This window comes from Shewanella sp. QJM3NY_23, assembly GCF_056173105.1.
In genome coordinates this window covers 3,982,717-4,000,764 of record NZ_CM149657.1, presented here as the reverse complement: position 1 = coordinate 4,000,764, position 18,048 = coordinate 3,982,717, and the positions used below count along the sequence as shown (strand labels likewise).

Here is an 18,048-nt window from a genome sequence, read left to right as displayed (position 1 = left end):
GCAACACATAGTGTTTAGTGAGTTGGGGATTCGCCGCCCACGCAGGCTTTGTTAAGCTGACGTGGGCGGCGAGCTTGGTTTAGCACAGGGTGCCCGTGTGCGTTATGGGCATTATCCAGTAGCGGCATGGATTGTGTTTGCATACCAAGGTAATAGCCGCCAATAGCGCTTCTTGTTGCTCGCAGGGATGCATAATTTCAAACTTACAAAACTCTCGATAGCCTTCCACCTGCTCCTTAATATTAAAGTGGCTGTGTTCGCGACTAAAACCGCAGATATTGCCCAAACTAAAACCGGATAAAAAATCGAGTTCAATCAAGGTATCAACGATATCGTCTTTTATCTCGTTTTGGGCGATCAGCACTAACATCTGCTTCGGGCTCATTGACGTTTCTCCAGCCAGTAATAGAGGATTGGTAATAGGTATAAGGTGGTGATCGTCGAGGTGAGCAAGCCACCAATCACCACTATGGCTAAGGGTTTTTGAATTTCAGCGCCGGGCCCAGAGGCAAACACTAATGGCATTAAGCCAAACATAGCAGTCGTTGCCGTCATCAAGATCGGGCGTAAGCGCCGCGCTGCGCCTTGCTCTACTCGCACTAACAGACTGCTAAATTGGTGTTTGGTTTGCTCATAATAACTGACCATCACGACCCCGTTGAGCACCGCCACCCCCAGCAGCGCGATAAAGCCAACCGAGGCGGGTACCGACAGGTATTCACCCGACAGATACAGGCTGACAATACCGCCCATCATGGCAAACGGCACGTTAGCGAGGATCAAGCCCGATTTTGCCAATGAGCCAAAGGTGGTAAATAAAATTAAGGTGATCAAGGCGATTGCAATGGGGATCATCAGTAATAAGTTGTTGGTGGCACGTTGCTGGTTTTCAAACTCACCACCAAAGCTGACGCTGTAGCCGCTGGGAAGTTTAACCTGTTCGGCGATTTTAGCGTCCAGTTCTTCGACAAAGCTCACAATATCGCGACCTTGTACATTGGTGGTGATCACCGAAAAGCGATCGCCTTGCTCGCGTTCAATTAAAATGGGCCCCTCTTTGTAACTTAGTGTCGCCACATCGGTCAGGCGTCTAAGCGAATGATCTGGCATCACCAATAGCTGATTTTGCAACTCATTAATGCTGCTTAAACTGCTTTGATTATTGGCCATCAACACTGGAGTGCGTTTTTTACCTTGCAGCACTTCGGTCACGATAACGCCCTCGAGCTGGCTCTTAAGGTAGCGCGCAAACTCCATGGTGCTCATGCCGAAGCCTCGGGCCAATTCGTTGTCTAAGGTCAGGTTGATAAAGGGGCTGCCCTCAATCATCGACATTTTGACATCTATGCTGCCGTTGGTGGCGCTGACTAACTGCTCAATTTGACCGGTTAGCTGGCCAAGTGTGTCGATATCACTGCCAAAGACCTTAATTGCCACATCGCCAATGCTGCCGGTCAGCATTTCAGATACCCGCATCTGAATGGGCTGGGTAAAGTTAAAGTTTACCCCTGGGTAATTGAGTAGTTCGCTGCGAATAGCATCAATAAGTTGCTCTTTGGTGTCAAAGCGCCACTCGCTGCGCGGCGCTAGCTCTAAAAACACATCGGTCTCGTTAAGCCCCATAGGGTCCAAACCTATCTCATCGGCACCAGTACGGGCCACCATCTGCTTGATCTCGGGCACCTTGGCTAGCAGGGTGTGCTCTATCTGTTTATCGATATTGATAGAGGCCTCGAGCGAAATCGACGGTGATTTTTCTAACTGTAAGATGATGTCACCCTCATCTAAGGTTGGCATAAAGGTTTTACCCACCAGACTAAACAGACCTAGGCTGATGATGAGTAAGCTAAAAGCGACAATCATAAAGGGCTTTTGGTAGGCAATCGTGCTCTTAAGGCTGGCAAGATAAGCCGCTTTTAGCTTTTCGATCGCCTTGGGCTCCTGCGCCGCTTTTTCGTTAACTAAGTAAGAGGCGATAACCGGGATCACTGTGAGCGACAAGACCAGCGCCGAGAGCATGGCAAACACTATGGTGACAGCCACTGGAGTGAAGAGTTTACCTTCAAGCCCCGTAAGAGTGAGCAGCGGCGAGAAGACGATCATCACGATAACCGTTCCTGACACCACTGGGATCGCCACATCTTTGGTGGCACGAAAGATGAGGTGCAGCCGAGGTAAACGCTGTTTGGTGGCGATAAGGTTGACCATGTTTTCGACCACCACCACAGATGAGTCGACTAACATACCGATGGCGATCACTAAGCCGCCTAAGCTCATTAGGTTGGCTGATAGGTTGAAAAAGTCCATCATCAAGAAGGTCATTAAAGCCGCAAGTGGCAAAGATAGCGACACGACAAGCGCGGCGCGCACATTACCTAAAAATAGCGCCAGCAACACAATCACTAAAATGACCGCCTCGAACAGTGCGTTAGAAATGGTATCGATAGCGGTGTTGATCAGGTTGGCGCGATCATAGAAGGTGTTGATCTCGCTCCCTTCGGGCAAACTGGCACTGATCTGCTCCAGCTTAGCTTTGATATTGTTGACTACGTCGGCGGTGTTAGTGTCTTTTAGCGCGATGATCAGCGCTTCTGCCGTTTCTTCACCATCTTTGGTCACTGCGCCATAGCGGGCAAGGTGACCTATCTGAATATCGGCTAAATCCTGTAGGCGATAAACCTTGGCATCGTCGGCCTTAATCACCAGTTGTGCCAGCTCGTCGATATCGTCGATACGCCCTTCGGCACGCACAATAATGGTGTCTGTGCCTATGGTAAGCTTACCCGCACCTTCATTATGGTTGTTATCGATAATCGCCTGCTGCAGGGCAGCAAAGCTGACTCCAGCTGCTGCCATCGCCGCAGGATTGGGGTTGACGCTAAAGCTTTTAGCATATCCGCCCAGAATATTCACATCGGCCACGCCTGCCACAGTGCGCAGTAGCGGACGCACTTCCCACTCAAGCAGTTGTCGGCGTTCCATCAGCGACAGATTCGGATTTTCTAGCGAGAACATAAAAATCTCGCTCAGCGGGGTGCTCATAGGCGCTACGCCGCCAGAGACGCCTTCGGGAAAGCTGTCCCATACCGCGGCAAGGCGCTCGCTCACCTGTTGGCGTGCCCAGTAGATATCGGTACCTTCGGTGAAATCTAGGGTGATATCGCTGATGGCATATTTGGTGGTCGAACGTAAGATCGCCTGATTAGGAATACCCAATAACTCGGTTTCAATGGGCACTGTGATCTGCGCTTCTATCTCCTCAGGCGTCATGCCTGGCGCTTTGAGGATAATTTTGACCTGGGTCGGCGAGATATCGGGAAAAGCATCGAGCGGAATGGCAAACCAGGCGCGAGCACCGGCTAACATTAAGATCAGCGCCACAATCAGCACAAACAGGCGCTGAGTCAGCGAAAAACGGATCACAGAGGTCAGCATATTATTCGCCTCCTAGGCCGAGCATTATGCCTTTTACTGCGGCAACCGACTGAGATAACACTTGGATTTGGCTCAAGTCTAGGTCGCTGGCGACTATGTATTGCTGTGGGGTTGAGCCTAATATATCGATATTGATGGCCGTGAGTGTCTCTGCGGTTTGAGTAAACACTTGGGTCTCTTGCTGCCAGCTAAATACGCTGTTTTTCGGCAGTAAATATACCGCTTTTTGATACTCGGGTATCACAGTGATTTGTTGGCCTAACAGCAGGTTACACTCTTTTGGTACCGGCATTGACCATGCGCCCACAAATGCACCGTCGGCGATGGCTGACATCGAATCGATGGCGATATGGCACTGGTTAATATTGATGGCCGAGAGTGACGTCGACTGGCTCATCGGTACATTAACTTGTACACGAATGCTGTCTGCTGGCACCAGTGAAAACAGCTGTGAGTCAGCCATATAGGGACTGTTGAGCGTGTTTAGTTTAACGATACCGGCCACGGGGGCGCTGATCACTAACGACTCGGTAGTGGCATCTTTACTGTGCACCATCTCCATAAAGTGCTGCATATGCTCAAATTCGAGGTGGCTGCTAAAGTAATCTTGGCTGATCTCACGCCACTTTTCGGCGCTGATACTGCCATTTTTTAATAGCGGCTTATTACGGTCATAGCGCTGCTTAGCCAACTGATACAGACTGCTGGTGGCCTCAAATTGTGCAAGATAATGAAACACTTCTGGCCCTGTTAACCTGACAATCTCTTGTCCTTTGGTGACAATCTGTCCCTGACCGACCAAGAAAGTGACCTGCTGGATATTTTCAGGGGTGCTCACCCAGTAATCGTTACCCGGTAAACGGTCAACTTGTGCCGGTAGTGGGCTACCTTCATAGCTCGCGACCTTTTGCGGTTGGGTATAGCTCAGTTCTAAGTTGCCTAAAGCCGCTAGGGCTAACGATTCGGCTTGTACCAAGCTGGTGGATAGGCAGGCAGATAAACATAACAGGCTTGCGCCATACTTGGCGATCATAATGAAATTCCTAAGGCTTGCAGTTGCTGAGAATGAAGTTGTTGTTGCATCACTTGGTTGAGCGTTAAGCGTGACTCAGTATCGAGAGCGTCCACATAACGGCGCAGCCAGATCTCGTAGCTCACCTGATCTTGGTCTTTTACTTTAGCGAGCTCTTCGGTAATGGTGCGGCTTAATGACAAGCCACGGCTTAAAAGGGCGTGTTGCTGTTGTAAATTACCTTGCTGCTGGGTGAGCTTGTTGATTTGGGTCGTTAACTCTAGGTAGGTGCGATCGCGAGCCAGATTTTGCTCTGTGTGTGCTTGCTGCCATTGTGATAGCTCACCTTGTGACAGCGCCGAACTAAAGCCCAGTGGCACTGTAATACCTAACCCCAATTGCTGGTCATCGACTTGATCGTCAGACGTGTTTTTTGCCGTAAGCGACACAGTCCAAGGGTCTTGTTCACCCGCTTGCTGGCTTTTGATGATCAACAGCTGTTGCTGCTGTTGTAACGTTTGCAGTTGCCATAGAGGATGCTGGGCTAAATCTGAATTGCCATTGGCTAGTGGGTGCTGGCTTTCGGCTATCTGGGTGGGAACCTCATTTTGTCCTGTCAGTTGGCGATAGAGGGCATGGGCTTCATCTTGTTGCTGCTGAATATCAATTTGCTCAAGCTCAATATCAACCAGCTCGCGCTCAAGCAGTAGCAGATTCGCCAGCGGTAACTCGCCCACATCGGTAAGCAGTTTTTGCTGGGCGTGTAACTTTTGCAGTAAGTTTGTTTTTCGCGCTAACTGCTTAAACTTTACAGAGGCAATGCGATGCGCCCACAGGCTTTGCCTGAGTAATCCCGATAGGTACAAACTTTGTAAGGCTGATTGCTGGCTCTGAATCGCTTGGCTCAGCTGCGTTAAGCGTTTATCACTTCCGTGTTGGCCCGGTGATTTAAGGGGTAAGTTGAGCGACACTTCTTGCTCGTAACTGTTACCATTATCTAGGCTGCCCAAATGGCTCAAGCTGATGCTAGGTAGGCCGCTTAGCCAAGAAGATGCACTTAATTCAAGTGCGCGCTCATCATTAAGCGCTGTGCTATTGAGCTGTGACGCTTGTAATCTGGTTTGGCTTAACTGGAGCAGAGGGGACAATGGGCGCTCTGGTGGGGTGTCGCCTGTGGCCGCATGGCCGAGAATACTCGTGCAACTTAACACGCTTAACAGACATATCTTGATACAAGACTTTACAACAGACATACGCGATTTCTTTGCTTTTAAAGTGTGCTGTTAGTCTAAGGCTTGGTACACTGATGTCTTGGGGGAGATGTATCATAAAAACGCTTATGGTACATATGTCCCATAAGTTAATTTTATGATTTTATTTGTTTTTCCTTGTGGTGCCCAAATTGCGTCGATAAGGCGCTTGGTTATCATCATAGGCCTCATTATGCTGCTGGTAGGTTGAAAGTTGTACAGCTCGTAGCGAAATAGAGCCTAAATAGATGTGATATCAAATCAACTTATTAGGTGTCATTGATCTTGCTGATGGAGTAGAAGTTCCCATGAAAAAGGATGTCGTCATTATTGTGTTGTTGGTGCTAATCATGCTGTTTAAATTGCTTGATATTGTCGCCGACTTTCAGCTTGATATCCCTGCTTGGCATATAGCTCAAGAGGGGATTTTAGTGTTGCTTACTGTCATCGCGACCGTTTACTTAAGTCATGACTTGATGCGCCGTTCGCGGCAGGTGAAAACCTTAGCCCAGCGCCTAGCCAAAGCCGATAAGCAGATAGATAACATGACCAGCCAGATGCGCTCCGCTCGGCAAGAATATAGCCAGGCAGTCTCTAGTCAGTTTACGACCTGGGGGTTCACTAAGAGCGAGCAACAGGTTGCCTTTCTCTTGTTAAAAGGCTTAAGTTTTAAAGAGATTGCCGAGGTGAGGCAAACCAAAGAGAAAACCGTACGCCAGCAGGCTTCCTCTATTTACAGCAAGGCCGATGTCGATGGTCGCCACACCTTCTGTGCCTGGTTTATGGAAGATTTTATCCAAGATCGTAATGATGAGTTAGCCTCGAGCGCTGCGGCAAATGAGGCTGCTTAGTCGCTAGGCAAACCTGCCCAGCACAGCTCGAATCACCTTAACTAAGCCATTTAGTTTACTAGAATAGATTTTTACCTTATCGACACCGATGTGAGCTATATGTGAGCTGCATGTACGCTATAAAAGGTGGAGGCATGATGAACCCGATACTAAGCCCAATAGAGTTAGTTTCTGAAATAACCTGCCCTTATTGTGGTAAGCATGCACAAGAAACCATGCCAACCGATGCCTGTCAGTTTTTCTATGAGTGCACCGCTTGTCACCAACTACTTAAGCCGCTTGCGGGTGATTGCTGCGTGTTCTGCTCTTACGGCACAGTGAAGTGTCCGCCGATTCAGCAAGGTAGTGGTTGCTGTAAAGCTAAAGCGACTAAGTAATAAGAAATTTTTTTGGATTGGCCGATTGATTTCTTCCAGCAAGCTTTATAGTTTTGATGCTGTACTTTAATCTTTCCTATGGAGAGGGAAGCCATGCAACAAGCCGTAATCAAGTCGTCAAATGCCACCATTCAAAATGGCGTCGCACGCGCAGATGGTAAGTTTTGGGTCACCGAAAGTGATATCCATTTTGAACCGTACAACACAGAGTTTGGCTTAGGTCCCTATAAGCTCGATAGACAATCGGTATCTAAAGTCGAGAAATGCGTAGCGACGGGTGGCGGCTTTATTCCCGTGACCACAGATGCCATTAAAATCACCCTGTCAGATGATCACTCCTATAAATTTATTTTGGCCTATGCCGATGAATGGCTTGAGCTTTTACGTCCCTAGTTAGGAATTAGCTGAATTATTGGTCATCAGTAGGTAAGCGTTTTAGCTCTGCCATCTATTATGCTTGCCTTCGCTGTTATCAATCTCTGGCCGTGGGTGTTGACTAGGGATATGCGAATGTCGTGATTGTACGAATGCTTATGTGTAGGTATGTCTTCGGGCCGCTGTAAAGCCATCCATGGCCGCTTAACGAAAACATCCTTGTTTTCGATACCCTCAGGCATACCTACACCTCAGTTAAGTTGTATGATAAGGCACACTATATAGATTTTTTTGTTTTTTTTGTACCATATGTAGTAGTGGTTTTTTTATTTACTTGATTTTAAATGTTTTTTGTTTTTTTGTTTTAACTCTCAAAAAATAAAAAAAAAATAGATAAAAGCGAGTTATTACATTATCTTTGCTTGATGGATGGAAAAAACTAGGTAGAATTACGCGGATTTTTCGCTTTTTTATCTAGTGGTTTGGGATTGGAGAGGATACCTATGGTTTCTTATATGGTTGATTATAAAAATAAAAAAAAACCTGCCCCTATGAATACTGGAACAAGTAAAGTTGTTGATTTTGCAACCAAGACAAGTTCAGCTCAGAAAGCTAAGAGAAATATCTTGAAAGCTGCAGAAAAACTTAATTGGTAGAATAAAATACTATTGATTTAGTTGGAAAAATCCTCAAGAATTATCAAAACTAATTCTTGAGGATTTTTTTATGTCTAAAGGTTCTAATGCCCCAAAACTACGAAATATTAATGCTGGTATGGGGGATCAAAATAACGTGAGTGACACGATAGACTCTAGACGTTCACAAGAATTAATTATCGGTTTATGCGGTGCAATTGGTTCGGGAGTAAAAGCTTTAAAAAATACTTTATGTGCTAATTTAAGAAGTTCCGGATATGAGGTAATTCACATTAGAGTTAGTGATATTATTATTGATAAAACTGATCTTCAGCATAGAGAGTTAGCGGGGAGTGAGAGGTATCGAACTTTACAAAACGAAGGTGATTCTCTTAGACAAAAGTATGATCCAGATATACTGGCAGCATGTGTTATTAGTGATATTTCCATAACAAGAGATGAAGTTTTTGGTAGTGGTTTAGAATCCGGAGAGTTAACTAAAACAGATAAAAAAGTAGCTTATGTTGTTGACCAACTGAAGCATCCTGCAGAGGTTGGCCTTTTACGAAAAGTTTATCCTAAAAATTTTTATTTAGTTGGGTTAATAAGAACTGAAAAGGAAAGGGTTAATAATCTTGAGGATGAAAAAATATCCCCATCAGATGTCGATGAATTAATTCGGCGAGATAGAAAAGGGGATGTTGATTATGGGCAGCAGGTAGAAAAAACTCTTTATAGTGCAGACTTTTTTATTCGTAATACACATAATCAAAGTCAATTCTTAGAAAATTCAGTTAGTAGATTTATCAAATTAGTACACGGTGTGAATGGTATTACTCCTACGAATGAAGAAGTCGGCATGCACGCTGCTTATTCCGCGTCACTCAAGTCAGCATGTTTGTCTAGGCAAGTTGGAGCTGCGATACTTGATCAATCTGGTAGAGTTATAGCTACAGGTTGTAATGATGTTCCTGAATTTAAGGGGGGGCTTTACACCGCAAACTCTAAAAGTGATTTCAGGTGTGTACATCATGGGCAATGTTCGAATGATAAGCATAAATCCATTTTGAAAAATGAAATCGCTGAATTATTGGTTGATGAACTTGGTGACCAAGTGTTAGCAAACAAGTTAAGTGAGCAGATTTCATCTAAGACAAAAATAAAATCCTTAATTGAATACTCTCGAGCGATTCATGCTGAAATGGATGCGATTGTTTCTTTATCTCGTTTAACTTCTGAATCAACAATTAATACGACTTTATACGCAACAACATATCCTTGTCACAATTGTGCTAGACATATTGTTGCTGCGGGAATTGTAAAAGTTGTTTATATAGAACCTTATGAGAAAAGCTTAGCTTTGAAGCTTCATTCAGATGCAATTTCAGATTCTTATGAAGATGGGAAAGTGAAGTTTGTGCCATTTGAGGGTGTGTCTCGGTAATCCTCCCATTTTTAACTGCAATTAAAAATAGAAGTTAGGCAGCCATCAGTGGTGGCCTGCCGTTATTAGCTTTATGTGGTCTTTCATGATTGTAAAACCATAACCACTTAGTTGCATAGTCCTGCACCTCTTTAATTGATTCGAACAGGTACTTGCTGAGCCAACTGTACCGAATTGTTTTGTTATGTCGTTCGATATAAGCGTTTTGTTGTGGATTACCTGGTTGAATATATTCAATTCGAATATTCTGGCATTTAGCCCACGTTGTAAACTCAGTACTGATAAACTCAGGGCCGTTGTCACAGCGAATAACTGTTGGCTTAGCTCGATACTCAAATACCTGCTCTAGCGCTCTAATAACCCTTACAGCAGGAAGTGAAAATCCTGGTTCAATCACTAAAGCTTCACGCCGATAATCATCTATGACATTAAATAATCGGTAATTTCGACCATCTGATAACTGGTCATGCATAAAGTCGACAGACCATACTTGGTTAGGTTTTATCGGCTCTTTTAGTGGTTCCGGTGCATTTCGTTTGAGTCGACGTCTTGGACGAATACGCAGGTTCAGCGCTAGCTCACAGTAAATTCGGTACACTCGCTTATGATTCCATGGCTTGCCTTTTACATTACGTAAATAATCGAAGCACAGACCGAAGCCCCAATCACTTTCATCTTCGGTCAGCTTAATTAGCCAATTTGAAATCTGTGTATTTTCCGCCGATAATTTTGCTTGATAACGAAAGCATGTCTCACTGATAAAGAAAGCCGAGCAGGCCTTACTAATACTGATGTTGTGGTTAGCCACCGCAAACTGAGCGAGTTCTCTTCGCTCACAGGGCTTTACCACTTTTTTGCCATAGCTTCCTGAATGATTTCAGCTTTAAGACGCTCTTCTGCGTACATTTTTTTAAGTCGCCTATTTTCATCTTCTAGCTCTTTCATCCGAGCCATGAGTGATGCATCCATTCCCCCATATTTAGCACGCCATTTATAAAACGTTGCACTGCTCATACCGTGCTCTCGGCAAAGCTCAGGTGCGGGCGTACCAGCTTCAGCTTGCTTCAAAATCGTCATAATTTGACTATCCGTGTACCGCGACTTTTTCATATAGAACCTCCTGCGTTTAACTTACGAGAAAACTCTACTTTTAACAGCTGTTATTTTTCGGGGGGATTACCTCTCCTAATATGTTTGAACGGTTTTTTAAATCCAATGGTAAGAGAAAAGAATTAGATGGGCATGTGATTAAGATTCGAGTTAACGATCTATACCATATTGATTCACAGTATCTAGATAGCTACCATGAATATGAAGCGAAGATTACAGGCATAGTTGAACAGAAGTTCTCTAATTAAAAATAATATTACCCTCAATAGGATTATATATTAAGTTAAATCGAAGAGACGAATGACGAGGTGTAGATACGGCTGAGACCCTCGAAAACATGGATGTTTTGGTGGAGCGTATAGGGACATATTTACCGCGTGTCGAGACCGTATCTGCGCATGAGGTCGTTCTTCACGTCCATGTGATCACGACATTGGTATGTCCCTATACTGCACCTGCGGCAAGCAATTGAACACCATAAAACTATGGTAATTAAATTCGCAGGTTAAGTATCAAATCCCTTTGGGGTAAACAAACCTAAACGGTGAGTCAGCCTCATCGCTTAGGCTAAGCCAAGGCTATTGATGCACTAATCGGCCTTTTTTTACCACATCCTTACACACATTAACCCCATAGCTATAGGCCAGTGCGGCTGGGGTGGTGATATCCCAGTGACAGAAGTCGGCTTGCATGCCAGCGCGTAATACGCCGACACTCTCTTCAATACCCAGCGCCTTGGCGGCGTTGCGTGTCATGCCGGCTAAGGCTTCTTCTGGCGTTAAGCGGAACAGGGTGCAACCCATGTTGAGCATCAATAGGCTCGAACACAGCGGTGATGAGCCGGGGTTGTAATCGCTGGCGAGCACCATAGGCACTTGATATTGGCGCAACAAGTCGATGGGGGGCATCTGGGTTTCACGCAGGAAGTAGTATGCGCCGGGGAGCAGGGTGGCACAGGTACCGCTTTCACTGAGGGCTTTTACACCTGCTTCATCTAAGTATTCGATATGATCCACCGATTTAGCGCCCAGCTTGGCGGCCATAGCCGAGCCGCCTAAATTAGATAACTGCTCGGCATGAAGCTTGATATCCAGCCCTGCCGCTTTGGCGGCGCTGAGTACGCGCTCCGTTTGCGCTAGGCTAAAGGCGATATTTTCGCAAAACACATCGACGGCATCGGCAAGGTTTTCAGCTATCACCGCGGGTAGCATCTCGTCGATAACGAGATCCACATAAGCGTCGCTATTATTTTTATACTCTGGCGGGATCGCATGGGCGCCTAAAAACGTGGTTTTTACATCCACATGATGATGCTTGCCAAGCTCACGAGCAACGCGCAGCAGTTTGAGTTCGGTGTCGGTATCCAGCCCATAGCCTGATTTTATCTCGACCGTGGTTACTCCCTCTTTAGCTAGGGCATTGAGACGTTGCCTTGCAAGGTCAAATAACTCGGCTTCTGATGCGTCACGGCAGGCTTTGACTGTCGAGATGATACCGCCGCCCGCCCGCGCAATCTCTTCGTAGCTGGCGCCTTGCAGGCGCAGTTCAAACTCATTGGCACGATTACCCGCGAACACTAAATGAGTGTGGGCATCGATAATGCCCGGGGTCAGCCAGCCGCCTTTACCTCTGTAAACTGGCGTTGACAATACGTCAAATTGTGGCAACTCACTGCGTGGGCCAACCCAAGCAATTTTGCCCTCTTTTACCGCCAGAGCCGCATCGGTGATTGCACCGTAAGGCACTGAAATATCTGGATCCATTGTCGCAATGTTGACGTCAATCCAAACCTGATCCCAAGACATAATATTTCCCTCAAGGTGCGACCTAAACATGTCGCGATCATTAATTTGTGTGAGCTAGCTTGTGCTTGCTTGTATATACAAGCTAGGATTATAGCGGTTAATTTAATCACTTTTAAAGTGATATTGCCCTATCACAGTCTGCATCAAGATGATGGGGTCATCACCATAAGCTTAAGGAGCTTAGATGGCTACGCCTAAGTTTGCTGAGATTAAACAATTCATTCTGACCAAGGTTGAAACCGGTGAGTGGCAACAACATAGCCGCGTGCCGTCTGAAAATCAGTTAGCCGAGCTGTTTGAGTGTAGTCGCATGACGGCCAGACGGGCGTTAACAGAGCTCACTGAATCGGGCGTGCTCGAGCGCTCTCAAGGGCTAGGCACTTTTGTGGCTGGGCTAAAGTCGCAGTCGTCGATGCTGGCGATTCGCAATATAGCCGATGAGATCAAAGACCGCGGTCATGGCTATAGCGTGCAGCAACTTGAACTAAAACAGATTCAGGCGCAAGCGCAGACAGCGATAGCCTTGGGGCTCGAAGAGGGTTGCCCTGTGTTTTACTCGCTGTTAGTGCACTGCGAGCAGGCGTTGCCGCTGCAAATTGAGGAGCGCTATGTTAATCCGCAACTGGCGCCTGATTACCTTGAGCAAGATTACACTTTGCAAACGCCTCATGAGTACCTGTCATTTGTGGCGCCCTTGACCGAGGCACGTCACACCATCGAGGCGATCCTTGCCAATCCGTCACAGCAACAACAATTGCAGATTGAAGGCAGTGAGCCCTGCTTGCAGATCTTACGTCGCACCTGGTCACGCCAAGGTGTGGTGAGTTTTGCGCGGCTTATCCACCCCGGTAGTCGTTTCCGTTTAGGTGGTCATTTGACCTTTAACCGTTAACCCCTGCCTGATGAAATGAGCGTAACACCAAAAATATTAAATATAACAATCGCGTTAAGTGATGAGATAACACAAATTGAGGAAAACCCATGACCAATAGACACGACCCAAGCCGTCGCATTATCGCGCCCCACGGCACAACATTAAGCTGTAAGAGTTGGCTTACCGAGGCGCCGATGCGCATGTTGATGAACAACCTGCATCCCGATGTGGCCGAACGTCCAGAAGACCTCGTGGTCTATGGTGGCATTGGCCGAGCGGCGCGTGACTGGGAGTGTTATGACAAGATCATCGAAGTACTGCAGCGGCTAGAAGATGATGAAACCTTGTTGGTGCAGTCTGGTAAGCCAGTGGGCGTATTTAAGACCCACAGCAACGCGCCTCGCGTGATCATCGCCAACTCAAATCTAGTACCGCATTGGGCTAACTGGGAACACTTTAACGAGCTAGATAAAAAAGGTTTGGCTATGTATGGCCAGATGACCGCGGGGTCTTGGATCTATATAGGCTCCCAAGGCATAGTGCAGGGCACCTATGAAACCTTCGTTGCTATGGCTAAGCAGCACTTTGGCGGTGAGTCGAAGGGAAAGTGGATCTTAACTGGCGGCCTTGGCGGCATGGGCGGAGCCCAACCTTTAGCAGGCACCATGGCGGGCTATTCGGTGCTGGCTTGTGAGGTTGATGAGACGCGTATCGATTTCCGCCTACGTACCCGCTACGTAGATAAAAAGGCCACTAACCTAGATGAAGCGTTAGCTATGATCGATGCAGCGAACAACGCGGGCACTCCCGTATCAGTCGGCTTACTTGCTAATGCTGCCGATGTGTTTGCCGAGTTGGTCGAGCGCGGCATTACCCCTGATGTGGTGACCGATCAAACCTCTGCCCATGACCCACTTAACGGCTATCTACCCCAAGGCTGGACGCTAGAACAGGCTGCTAAGATGCGTCAAAAAGATGAAGCTGCGGTAGTTAAAGCGGCTAAGCAATCGATGGCGGTGCAAGTTAAGGCCATGTTAGCGCTGCAAGCGGCAGGTGCTGCTACGACCGATTACGGCAATAATATTCGTCAGATGGCGTTCGAAGAGGGCGTAGCGAACGCATTCGATTTCCCCGGTTTCGTGCCTGCCTATGTGCGTCCGCTGTTTTGTGAAGGTATTGGCCCGTTCCGTTGGGCGGCACTGTCTGGTGATCCAGAAGATATCTATAAAACCGATGCCAAGGTCAAAGAGCTTATTCCTGATAACCCGCAGCTGCATAACTGGCTGGATATGGCGCGCGAGCGCATTGCGTTTCAAGGTTTGCCTGCGCGCATCTGTTGGGTGGGATTAAAAGACCGTGCGCGTTTAGCGTTAGCGTTCAACGAGATGGTTAAAAATGGTGAGCTATCGGCGCCAATTGTGATTGGTCGCGATCACTTAGATTCAGGCTCTGTTGCCAGCCCTAACCGTGAAACCGAATCTATGCTTGATGGCAGCGATGCGGTATCGGATTGGCCCTTGATGAATGCATTGCTCAATACAGCGAGTGGCGCCACTTGGGTCTCCTTGCATCATGGTGGTGGTGTCGGCATGGGCTTTAGTCAGCACTCGGGTGTGGTGATTGTGGCTGATGGTAGCGATGATGCCGCCGTGCGTTTAGGCCGTGTATTGTGGAATGACCCTGCAACAGGGGTGATGCGTCATGCCGATGCCGGCTACGATATTGCTAAGCAATGCGCCGCCGAGCAGGGCTTAGATCTGCCCATGCTCACCACAGCAAATAAATAATAACAATAATAAGAGAGCGTATTTATGCATCATTTAGTATTAAAACCGGGCACCCTTAGCCTAGAACAACTGCGCGAAATTAGCCGCAGTAAAGTGAGTCTTGAGCTGTGTCCAAGTGCCATTGCCGATATCAATACCAGTGCCAGTCTGGTGCAGCAAGTTGTCGATGAAGGTCGCACTGTCTATGGTATCAACACAGGTTTTGGTCTGCTGGCCAACACCAAAATAGGTAATGATGATCTGCAGTTGTTGCAGCGTTCTATCGTGCTGTCTCATGCAGCGGGTACCGGCCAACCTATGCGCGATGCGACCGTGCGCTTGATGATGGTGCTCAAAATTAATTCCCTTAGCCGTGGTTTTTCGGGTATCCGACTTGAGGTGATTAACTTTCTTATCGCCTTGGTCAATGCCGAAGTTTACCCCTGTGTGCCTGAGAAAGGTTCTGTGGGGGCATCAGGCGATTTAGCGCCACTGTCACACATGTGTCTGCCGCTGCTTGGTGAAGGCAAGATGAGTTATCGTGGTGAGCTGATTTCAGCTGCTGAAGGTCTTGAAATCGCAGGTCTTAAACCCATTGAGTTGGCGGCCAAAGAAGGCTTGGCGCTGCTTAATGGAACACAGGCGTCGACCGCATTAGCACTGGAAGGGTTGTTTAACGCAGAAGATCTATTTGCCGCTAGCTCGGTGATTGGTGCCATGAGTGTCGAAGCGGCAATGGGCAGTCGTAGTCCGTTCGATCCTCGTATTCATGCGGCGCGTGGCCAAAAAGGCCAGATCGATTCGGCAGCAATTTTCCGTCATCTATTAGGTGATGAGTCGGAGATCAGTCTAGATCACGTCAACTGTGAGAAGGTGCAAGATCCTTACTCTCTGCGTTGTCAGCCGCAGGTACTGGGTGCCTGTTTGACCCAAATTCGACATGCTGCCGATGTGCTGGCGGTTGAGGCTAATGGCGTGACCGATAACCCGTTAGTGTTCCAAGATACCGGCGACATTATCTCTGGCGGTAACTTCCACGCCGAACCTGTGGCAATGGCTGCCGATAACTTGGCGATAGCGATTGCTGAGCTTGGGTCGATTGCCGAGCGCCGTATTGCGCTGCTGATCGACTCAAACCTGTCAAAACTCCCGCCATTCCTCGTTGAGAATGGCGGCGTAAACTCTGGCTTTATGATAGCGCAAGTGACAGCAGCGGCGTTGGCTTCAGAGAACAAGACTTACGCGCATCCGGCGTCTGTTGACAGCTTACCGACGTCGGCTAACCAAGAAGATCATGTATCGATGGCAACGTTTGCGGCCCGTCGTCTGCGTGATATGTCAGAGAACACCCGTGGTGTGTTGGCGGTGGAGTTACTCGCTGCGGCGCAGGGACTTGATTTCAGAGCGCCATTGCAGCCCAGTGTCGCGGTAGCCAAAGCCAAGGCGGAACTGCGTGAGTTAGTCACTTACTACGATAAAGACCGTTTCTTTGGCCCTGATATCGAAGCGGCGACAGGCTTGCTATTGACCGCAAGCTTCAATGCTTACCTGCCAGCGGGCACTATGCCAAGCTTTTAATGGTATCGCTTTAGTTGTCGCAGAAAGGGCCTAATGGCCCTTTTTTATTGGATGGCGTTTAGTTGGAAGCAGTCAATACGCCTTCATACTCTTTGAACATCTGCACTTGTGAGTGCCAGAGCGGGTAAGAGTAGATAGTTGGGATTAAGCCTTAAGTTGGTATTGTTCAAGGGGGCGAATCGATATAGCGTGGTGACTCGCCATTATTGATAGAGGACGTGTGTAGATGCAGCAAGGAGTCGCGTTTCAGGATGCCTATCCTGATGATTTAAGCCACTGTTATGGCTGTGGTCGTAACAATAGTCAGGGGCATCAATTGAAGAGCTATTGGCAAGGAGAAAATACCGTTGCCCACTTCATGCCTGAGCCTTTTCATACTGCTATTCCGGGGTTTGTTTATGGTGGGCTTATTGCCTCGCTTATCGATTGCCATGGTACCGGCAGTGCCAGTGCTGCGGCTCAGCGCGCCTTGCTACAGGTGGGTGAAGCGGATGCCGAGCCGCCGCGATTTGTGACCGCGGCGCTGAATATTGATTACTTAGCACCTACACCAATGGGCGTAGAGTTAGCGCTTGTTGGTGTGATTAAAGAGGTGACGCCGCGTAAAGTGGTGGTCGATATTTCACTGTCTGCTGGCGGAACTCTTTGTGCTAGAGGTCATATGGTGGCGGTTAAGATGCCCGAGACCATGATGTAAGTGACTTGCTGTATCGCATCTTAATGTGAAGTGCTAACCAAAGAGGCTCAATCACGGATGATTGAGCCTCTTTGGTCTCATCAATAACTAGACCTGTGATGTTAATGTGAGCGTGAATAAGCTGGCTTAGCGTGAGTCCATCTCTTTCATTTTGAGTGTTAGTAACTGCTTGCTCCACTGAGCTTTATCTACCCCTTCAATCCAAAACGTGTCGCTCTTGCGGGTTTGGCCTTTGCGAAGATAGGTTTCGGGCATTCTGAAAATGGCCTGCCACACTTCAACTGTTTCCTTTTTGAGTAGCTGGCCAGAGTCGGCAAATAAGCCTATTTCTAGCTCGATCATCACATAACTTTCTGGGCTGGTACTGCTAAGCTCGAAGTTAAGCCCTAAGCGCCCCTTACTGTCCCATTGGCTATTCAGGTAGCTAATTTTAACTCCATTTTTTGCCGTAGACTTAAGCAGGTCTGACTGTTCGATGGCGCGACTGGTTAAGCTATTGGCGACCTCGGCGGTGGTGACGGTTGCGACTGTTGCACCTTGTGCCGCTGCATTGAACTCGGGCGTATTTGGTGCTGGGCTTGTAGGCGTATCTTTTGGGGCTTGTGCTGTGGGTTGGTTTTCTAGAAACACATATTCCCAAGTAAAGTCATCATTGAGTTTGACGCTAGCGCCATTTTCAAGGGTGACAATGGCTACTGGCTCTGGCGCCATATCCTTAGCGAACGTCGATAGCGATATCAGCATCATGGCCAAGGCGGCATAGGCATAATAGGGTAGTGCTTTATACATGGAGTTAAACCGATTCAATAGGGTTACCAAGTAGGCTAGCATAGACAAAC

General features: G+C 47.5%; 16 protein-coding genes. 9 read left to right on the top strand and 7 right to left on the bottom strand.

What is annotated here, in order from left to right; all coding sequences use genetic code 11:
* Positions 1–79: 79 nt before the first annotated feature.
* From AC0VXX_RS17690 to AC0VXX_RS17675, 4 genes are read right to left on the bottom strand one after another with little or no spacing between them, the layout of a single operon-like run.
* The gene (locus tag AC0VXX_RS17690) at positions 80–385 is read right to left on the bottom strand and encodes a DUF3240 family protein (RefSeq protein WP_475515346.1); all 306 of its coding nucleotides are present in this window, start codon (positions 383–385) and stop codon (positions 80–82) included.
* Positions 382–3,435, bottom strand: a complete 3,054-nt coding sequence (locus AC0VXX_RS17685; protein ID WP_475515345.1) for an efflux RND transporter permease subunit — start codon at positions 3,433–3,435, stop codon at positions 382–384. The genes AC0VXX_RS17690 and AC0VXX_RS17685 overlap by 4 nt, the downstream gene beginning before the upstream one ends.
* Before the next feature lies 1 nt (position 3,436).
* Positions 3,437–4,468: an efflux RND transporter periplasmic adaptor subunit gene (locus AC0VXX_RS17680; RefSeq protein ID WP_475515344.1), complete on the bottom strand. Its 1,032-nt coding sequence runs from the start codon at positions 4,466–4,468 to the stop codon at positions 3,437–3,439.
* Entirely contained in the window at positions 4,465–5,700 is a 1,236-nt protein-coding gene (locus AC0VXX_RS17675; protein ID WP_475515343.1) for a metal transporter, read from the bottom strand. Before AC0VXX_RS17675 ends, AC0VXX_RS17680 begins: the two co-directional genes overlap by 4 nt.
* 305 nt (positions 5,701–6,005) lie before the next feature.
* Here AC0VXX_RS17675 and AC0VXX_RS17670 point away from each other — a divergent pair, with 305 nt between their 5' ends.
* The 5 genes from AC0VXX_RS17670 (at position 6,006) to AC0VXX_RS17650 (ending at position 9,379) form a co-directional block, all read left to right on the top strand.
* The gene (locus AC0VXX_RS17670) at positions 6,006–6,548 is read left to right on the top strand and encodes a helix-turn-helix transcriptional regulator (RefSeq protein ID WP_475515342.1); all 543 of its coding nucleotides are present in this window, start codon (positions 6,006–6,008) and stop codon (positions 6,546–6,548) included.
* Between the two features lie 134 nt (positions 6,549–6,682).
* Entirely contained in the window at positions 6,683–6,925 is a 243-nt protein-coding gene (locus tag AC0VXX_RS17665) for a GDCCVxC domain-containing (seleno)protein (RefSeq protein ID WP_475515341.1), read from the top strand.
* 93 nt (positions 6,926–7,018) lie between these two features.
* Positions 7,019–7,318: a hypothetical protein gene (locus tag AC0VXX_RS17660; protein WP_475515340.1), complete on the top strand. Its 300-nt coding sequence runs from the start codon at positions 7,019–7,021 to the stop codon at positions 7,316–7,318.
* Positions 7,319–7,803: 485 nt separating this feature from the next.
* Positions 7,804–7,956, top strand: a complete 153-nt coding sequence (locus AC0VXX_RS17655) for a hypothetical protein (RefSeq protein WP_475515339.1) — start codon at positions 7,804–7,806, stop codon at positions 7,954–7,956.
* A 70-nt stretch (positions 7,957–8,026) separates the two neighbouring features.
* Positions 8,027–9,379 carry an anti-phage dCTP deaminase gene (locus AC0VXX_RS17650; protein ID WP_475515338.1) on the top strand — a complete coding sequence of 451 codons (1,353 nt, stop codon included), beginning with the start codon at positions 8,027–8,029 and terminating at the stop codon, positions 9,377–9,379.
* A 34-nt stretch (positions 9,380–9,413) separates the two neighbouring features.
* Here AC0VXX_RS17650 and AC0VXX_RS17645 read toward each other — a convergent pair.
* Both AC0VXX_RS17645 and hutI read right to left on the bottom strand, forming a co-directional pair.
* A protein-coding gene (locus tag AC0VXX_RS17645) for an IS3 family transposase (RefSeq protein ID WP_475514310.1) occupies positions 9,414–10,489 on the bottom strand; the annotation gives its coding sequence in 2 pieces (ribosomal slippage) (positions 9,414–10,237 and positions 10,237–10,489; 1,077 coding nt in all).
* 578 nt (positions 10,490–11,067) lie between these two features.
* Positions 11,068–12,294 (bottom strand): imidazolonepropionase, encoded by a 1,227-nt coding sequence (hutI, locus tag AC0VXX_RS17640; RefSeq protein ID WP_475515337.1) that lies wholly within the window; start codon positions 12,292–12,294, stop codon positions 11,068–11,070.
* A 184-nt stretch (positions 12,295–12,478) separates the two neighbouring features.
* On the opposite strand from hutI, the gene hutC reads away from it, so the two are divergent.
* From hutC to AC0VXX_RS17620, 4 genes are all read left to right on the top strand, one after another.
* Positions 12,479–13,186: a histidine utilization repressor gene (gene hutC / locus AC0VXX_RS17635; RefSeq protein WP_475515336.1), complete on the top strand. Its 708-nt coding sequence runs from the start codon at positions 12,479–12,481 to the stop codon at positions 13,184–13,186.
* A gap of 89 nt (positions 13,187–13,275) precedes the next feature.
* A complete protein-coding gene (hutU, locus tag AC0VXX_RS17630) occupies positions 13,276–14,955 on the top strand; it encodes a urocanate hydratase (RefSeq protein ID WP_475515335.1) in 1,680 nt (559 codons plus the stop codon).
* 24 nt (positions 14,956–14,979) lie between these two features.
* Complete coding sequence (gene hutH, locus AC0VXX_RS17625; RefSeq protein WP_475515334.1) at positions 14,980–16,512, top strand: histidine ammonia-lyase; 1,533 nt, start codon at positions 14,980–14,982, stop codon at positions 16,510–16,512.
* A gap of 226 nt (positions 16,513–16,738) precedes the next feature.
* Positions 16,739–17,209, top strand: a complete 471-nt coding sequence (locus tag AC0VXX_RS17620) for a PaaI family thioesterase (RefSeq protein ID WP_475515333.1) — start codon at positions 16,739–16,741, stop codon at positions 17,207–17,209.
* Between the two features lie 126 nt (positions 17,210–17,335).
* On the opposite strand, the gene AC0VXX_RS17615 is transcribed toward AC0VXX_RS17620, so the two are convergent.
* Entirely contained in the window at positions 17,336–17,998 is a 663-nt protein-coding gene (locus AC0VXX_RS17615; protein WP_475515332.1) for a DUF3157 family protein, read from the bottom strand.
* Positions 17,999–18,048: the final 50 nt, after the last annotated feature.

Excerpts from the sequence above, each read along its gene's own strand:
- AC0VXX_RS17665 (WP_475515341.1), top strand. The coding sequence starts at position 6,683 with ATGATGAACCCGATACTAAGCCCAATAGAGTTAGTTTCTGAAATAACC.
- AC0VXX_RS17690 (WP_475515346.1), bottom strand. The coding sequence starts at position 385 with ATGAGCCCGAAGCAGATGTTAGTGCTGATCGCCCAAAACGAGATAAAA.
- AC0VXX_RS17615 (WP_475515332.1), bottom strand. The coding sequence starts at position 17,998 with ATGTATAAAGCACTACCCTATTATGCCTATGCCGCCTTGGCCATGATG.
- hutU (WP_475515335.1), top strand. The coding sequence starts at position 13,276 with ATGACCAATAGACACGACCCAAGCCGTCGCATTATCGCGCCCCACGGC.
- AC0VXX_RS17655 (WP_475515339.1), top strand. The coding sequence starts at position 7,804 with ATGGTTTCTTATATGGTTGATTATAAAAATAAAAAAAAACCTGCCCCT.
- AC0VXX_RS17675 (WP_475515343.1), bottom strand. The coding sequence starts at position 5,700 with ATGTCTGTTGTAAAGTCTTGTATCAAGATATGTCTGTTAAGCGTGTTA.
- AC0VXX_RS17685 (WP_475515345.1), bottom strand. The coding sequence starts at position 3,435 with ATGCTGACCTCTGTGATCCGTTTTTCGCTGACTCAGCGCCTGTTTGTG.
- hutC (WP_475515336.1), top strand. The coding sequence starts at position 12,479 with ATGGCTACGCCTAAGTTTGCTGAGATTAAACAATTCATTCTGACCAAG.
- AC0VXX_RS17620 (WP_475515333.1), top strand. The coding sequence starts at position 16,739 with ATGCAGCAAGGAGTCGCGTTTCAGGATGCCTATCCTGATGATTTAAGC.
- AC0VXX_RS17680 (WP_475515344.1), bottom strand. The coding sequence starts at position 4,468 with ATGATCGCCAAGTATGGCGCAAGCCTGTTATGTTTATCTGCCTGCCTA.
- AC0VXX_RS17660 (WP_475515340.1), top strand. The coding sequence starts at position 7,019 with ATGCAACAAGCCGTAATCAAGTCGTCAAATGCCACCATTCAAAATGGC.
- AC0VXX_RS17650 (WP_475515338.1), top strand. The coding sequence starts at position 8,027 with ATGTCTAAAGGTTCTAATGCCCCAAAACTACGAAATATTAATGCTGGT.
- AC0VXX_RS17670 (WP_475515342.1), top strand. The coding sequence starts at position 6,006 with ATGAAAAAGGATGTCGTCATTATTGTGTTGTTGGTGCTAATCATGCTG.
- hutI (WP_475515337.1), bottom strand. The coding sequence starts at position 12,294 with ATGTCTTGGGATCAGGTTTGGATTGACGTCAACATTGCGACAATGGAT.
- hutH (WP_475515334.1), top strand. The coding sequence starts at position 14,980 with ATGCATCATTTAGTATTAAAACCGGGCACCCTTAGCCTAGAACAACTG.